We start from the raw sequence: 1,924 nt of genomic DNA, 5'->3' as shown, positions 1-1,924 counted from the left end.
GCCTGCCACCGCCGCAACCGCGATTCCGACACCCCCTGCGCGGCAAGCCACCCGCGCTTCTGCCCATGAGGCTGCAGGTGATACCGATCGACAAACGCACGAACCTCCGCCGCCGAAAACCCCGGGCTGATCGACATAACCCTCCATCCCAAACAGGTAGATGAATGACTCACAACCAGCCTGGCAAAGAGGGGCAGCGACATTTGCGTCGAATTCGAGGCCGGGGGAGCCGAATCGGCGCAGCCTGCGTCTAAGCAGATGTGCGCACTCCGTTTGTCGGCAGCAACGCCGTCGCCGCAGGTCACCTCACCAAGGGCCAGCTGCGACACCGGTACCGGCCCATCTATCGCGACGTGTACGTGCCGCTGCGACACCAGGTGTCCCTTCGGGATCGGATTCTCGGCGCGGCGCTCACGTCCGGCGGGGTGATCGCAGGCGTGGCCGCGTCGGCGGTCCACGGCGCGAAGTGGGTCGGTGACGACGTTCCGGTCGAGCTGGTCGCGGCAGGCAGGCACCAGCGCGGTCTGGTGATCCGTTTCGACACGCTGCACGACGACGAGGTCACGACAGTCGCCGGAATCCGCGTCACCACGCCCGCGCGCACCGCGTTCGACCTGGCCCGCCGCCTGCCTCGCGGCAAGGCTGTCGAGCGCCTGGACGCGCTCATGAATGCGTGCCCGTTCTCGATCGAGGACGTCATGCTGATCGCCAAACGCCATCCCGGTGTCCGGGGCCTGCGTCGCCTGCGGGTGGCGTTGCCACTTGTCGACGGGGGCGCCGAGTCGCCGAGGGAGACGTGGTTGCGGCTGCAGTTCATCGACGCGGGATTGCCCAAGCCCACAACGCAATTGGTCATCCATGACCAAGGCCGCTACGTGCGACGGATCGACATGTGCTGGGAGGAGTTCAAGGTCGGCGCCGAATATGACGGCGAGCAACACCTCACCAGCCGTACCCAGTACGCCCTAGATGTTCGGGTGAACCGCGTGCTGCAGCGCCTCGGGTGGCACGTCATCCACGTCATCAAAGAGGACTATGGCCAGGACATCGTCGAGCAGGCGCGCAGTGCGTTGCGCTCCCGCGGATGGCAGGGCTCGGTCACCGCCCGAGCAGAGTGTCCGTGAGGGCGTCTGCCGAGCCGACCGTGACGAGTGCCCGGGCGTGCTCGCCGGGTTGTCCGTATCCCCACTCGACCAGGACGGTCGGGAGTCCGTGTTCAGCAGCCCCGACGACATCGTGCAGGCGGTCACCGACCATCACCGGATTGCTGGTGTCGACGCCGTCGGCGCTCAGGCGACGCAATGCCTCGCCCACGATCGACGCCTTGTCGCTGATGGTCTCGTCCCGCGACGCACCCGAGACCGTGACGAAGTAGCGGGACAGGCCCAATCGTCCGAGCACCTCGATCGCGGTGTGCTCAGGTTTCGACGTCGCCACTGCCATCGGAATGCCTTGCTGCGCAAGTGCTTCGAGGGCGGGAAGTACCTCGTCGAACGGCCGGATGTCGGCATTGCCGATCCGTTGATAGTGCTTGCGATAGAGCTGGCGGGCGTGTTCGGCCGCGGCGTCGTCAAACCCGAACCGCACCCGGAACGACTCCGCCGGCGGCGGACCCACCCACGTGCGCAGTTCGTGCGGCGGTGGGACGGGCAGGCCCAGTTCGCTCAGCGTCGCGGCGAAGGCTTCGGTGATGTTCTTGGCCGAGTTCGCGATGGTTCCGTCGAGGTCGAACAGAACACAGGTCCACTTGGTCTCTGGAAAACTCACTCGCCCACCCTAATCGGATCGCGTGAGCCGATCGCGGCGTCGAGAAGCTCGCCGAGTTCGACGAAAACGTTGCTCGAGCCTCCTGAACCGGCCGTTGTCAAGCTGCTTGGAGTCGGTTTTCGGGTTTGGGTAGGTTGATGCCGACGGTATTGGCTGG

The 1,924-nt window shown here is 65.9% G+C and carries 2 protein-coding genes; one reads left to right on the top strand and one right to left on the bottom strand.

The window, feature by feature from the left end; genetic code table 11:
• Nucleotides 1–260: 260 nt before the first annotated feature.
• Nucleotides 261–1,124, top strand: a complete 864-nt coding sequence (locus tag RMCB_RS18140) for a type IV toxin-antitoxin system AbiEi family antitoxin (protein WP_062829900.1) — start codon at nucleotides 261–263, stop codon at nucleotides 1,122–1,124.
• Here RMCB_RS18140 and RMCB_RS18135 read toward each other — a convergent pair.
• Nucleotides 1,099–1,767, bottom strand: coding sequence for an HAD hydrolase-like protein (locus RMCB_RS18135; RefSeq protein WP_062829899.1), 669 nt, complete (start codon nucleotides 1,765–1,767; stop codon nucleotides 1,099–1,101). The genes RMCB_RS18140 and RMCB_RS18135 overlap by 26 nt on opposite strands.
• Nucleotides 1,768–1,924 lie beyond the last annotated feature (157 nt).

It is taken from the genome of Mycolicibacterium brisbanense (assembly GCF_001570425.1).
Taxonomy (GTDB): Bacteria; Actinomycetota; Actinomycetes; order Mycobacteriales; family Mycobacteriaceae; genus Mycobacterium; species Mycobacterium brisbanense.
Note: the sequence above shows the minus strand (reverse complement) of the source record. Positions and strands in the feature narration are given on the sequence as shown.